The sequence below is a fragment of the Mucilaginibacter sp. P4_G9 genome, from assembly GCF_056400985.1.
The window spans coordinates 1-2,544 of the sequence record NZ_JBFUKF010000563.1 but is presented as its reverse complement, the minus strand read 5'-3'; the positions used below and the strand labels follow the sequence as shown (position 1 = coordinate 2,544).

Annotated in this window: 3 protein-coding genes; 1 reads left to right on the top strand and 2 read right to left on the bottom strand. The window is 45.9% G+C overall.

All coding sequences use genetic code 11. The features are described from left to right. A partial coding sequence (locus AC1DPZ_RS25355; RefSeq protein ID WP_477408716.1) for a DinB family protein occupies positions 1-396 on the top strand: 396 nt, incomplete at its 5' end. A gap of 334 nt (positions 397-730) precedes the next feature. Here AC1DPZ_RS25355 and AC1DPZ_RS25350 read toward each other — a convergent pair. Together AC1DPZ_RS25350 and AC1DPZ_RS25345 are read right to left on the bottom strand one after the other, a co-directional pair. Next, complete coding sequence (locus tag AC1DPZ_RS25350; RefSeq protein ID WP_477408714.1) at positions 731-1,777, bottom strand: DUF6807 domain-containing protein; 1,047 nt, start codon at positions 1,775-1,777, stop codon at positions 731-733. Positions 1,778-1,786: 9 nt separating this feature from the next. Further along, the coding region (locus AC1DPZ_RS25345; protein WP_477408712.1) for a Gfo/Idh/MocA family oxidoreductase at positions 1,787-2,544 on the bottom strand (758 nt) is incomplete at its 5' end.

The window sequence follows — 2,544 nt, the reverse complement described above, 5'->3', positions numbered from 1 at the left end:
GACAAACTATTTGAATATTCGATTGGTGGCATGCGTCCCTTTTCGGACATGATAAACGAGATAGTGGAAATAGCAGATGCCGGGATCCAGGATCTTTTCAAAGATGCGCCCACGTCAATAGATAAACTGGATCATCATTCCGGAAAATCCCTGGCAAATACAAAAGAAGAAATCCTAAACAGGTGGGATAAAGTAACGGATACCATCAATCACCTTTGGCCGCAGATCCCGCCACAGCAGTTTCATGAAATAATGATAGCTTTTGGAGCGTATGAGGGCGTAACATCCGATATAATTTTCTACTGGATTGATAACGAAATCCATCACAGGGCCCAGGGTTATGTTTACCTGCGGTCTTTGGGAATTGAACCTCCGGCTTTTTGGAACAGGGATTAGTACGCTCATATATCATCGCGAGGAGCAATCAGCCTGGCTGCAAAAAAAAGTAATGAAGCGTTGATTTTAGAACCCAACAACAGCCATGTCATTGCGAGCGCAGCGCGGCAATCGCGAACTATGCAGGTCCGCTCTGTACAGTATGCGATTGCTTCGTGCCTCGCAATGACATAGGCTACATTTACAAATAGCACTGGCAATCAACAACTTGCAAAAACGCCATTATAAGAAATCCTGAGACTCTGAAGGGAATGACAAATCGGCGAAAGACTTACGAAGTTTTAAAAACTTCGAAAGTCTGAGATTCTATAACTTGTCATGGCAGGCAGTAAAATTATTTTTTAGCGAAATCTTTGGCAAGCCCATCAAGCTGGGTAGTGCTAATGGTTTGTTCGCCATTGTTAATAACTACACGAAAACGGAACGTTACCGATTCTCCTTTTTTAAGGTGCAGATTTTTTTCTGATTTACCGTTGGTGAAAATTTTCTCGCCAAGGGGATTGGCGGCAAATAAGCCGTATCCCCGGGCATGCCAGAATGTAGGATAATTAGGATTTGCGGGGTGATCTACTATAGCAACACTTACCGAATCGGCGCCCATTTTACCAAAAACTTTGCACCATACGCCGCGGGTGCTCCAGGCATCGTTTCCTGTTTTACCGGCGCTGGTTAAATAATCGCCGCTGGCTACTTTATCCGTACCACCTTTAACAATAGTTACGTTCCCTTTATCATCGGTGAATTTCTGATCTTCGGTAGTGGGCATCTGTAATTCATGTGCTAAACGCAGCCCCAGCATTCCGTCTTTGGCATCCTTAAAAACAGCATCTGTATCGGCTTTTAAGGTAGTAACCCGGTCGATGATGCGTTGGTTGCCGCTGCCGCTAAATTCAAAATGCGTGGTCTCCTCTAAAATTACGTGTTTCTGCTGGTTGGTCCAGTTAGCGTGATAGGCTAATACACCCGTTGTGCCGCTTTTAGTCTCCAGTACTTTGTCGGTACGGATCCAGCCGTATAAATTCTTTTTGCTTTTGGGGATAGCGTATGAATTGTTCCAGAAATCAAGCCCGTTTAAATTTTCAAAATCAAACCAAAGACCAATATGGTGGGGATGATCGGTTGGATCGCCCGGTTTAGGATCGAGCGGAAAACCACGGGTAACAATAGTGCCGTTAGCCGCATGCAGGGGATATAATACCGGTTTTTCAAGACTATCGGGATACAGGAAACTGGTAAATAGCTTACCGTCAATAAAAACCTCTACCTTTTGTTCTTTTGCGGACTTCAACACCTTTACCTGCTCACTTTTTTGAGCCGACACTGCCGAAGTCACAGCGGTTAATCCTATAACAAACCCCAATTTTTTGAACCTGTTCATCATAATTACTTATTAATATTTAAATATTTTACCATTCGCCATTACCTCCTGTGTTTTCTCATCAAATGTGGCCTTATAGCCGGTACGTACAGCCGCATTGGTCATAATAGTAGCTATAGAATGACTGTATCCTGCTTCAACAGGGGCGTTGGGCTGTTTGCGGCTGCGGATGCATTCCATCCAGTTACGCACATGGTTTGATGTGAGCACATCGCCGCCTGTATTGGCCGAAGCAACTACCTGTTCGGTATTTGCCAGGCTAACCTCTGGCAGCAGGTTGGCCTGCATATTCATGGCAGCGGCCATTTTTTGCGTTAAGCCCCCTTTTGGCGAAACCTTGTTGGTTATCAGGTTTAATTCGCCGCCGTTTGAGTAGTAGATCTCTGAGGGATGCTCATCGCCGTTGTGCATGCGCGAACCAAAGGTTACCTGGAAGCCCGTTGAAGGGTCATCCAGCGGCCCATAATCAAAGGCAGCAAAAATGGTATCCCAGTTTCTGCGGCCGTCTTTCCACATGTAAATACCACCATTGGCAACTACGCTGCGCGGATGTTTAATTCCCGAAAACCAATGTACAGTATCAATCTGATGGCTCATCCACTGGCCGGCCAACCCCGACGAATATGGCCAGAACAAACGATATTCCAGGTACTTACGCGGGTCGAACGCTTCATACGGACGGTTCATGATAAAGCGTTTCCAGTCGGTATCGGCTTCTTTTAACACGCCCAACAGCTCTGGTCGGCGCCAGCGGCCCGGCTGGTTAACAT

Excerpts from the sequence above, each read along its gene's own strand:
- AC1DPZ_RS25350 (WP_477408714.1), bottom strand. The coding sequence starts at position 1,777 with ATGATGAACAGGTTCAAAAAATTGGGGTTTGTTATAGGATTAACCGCT.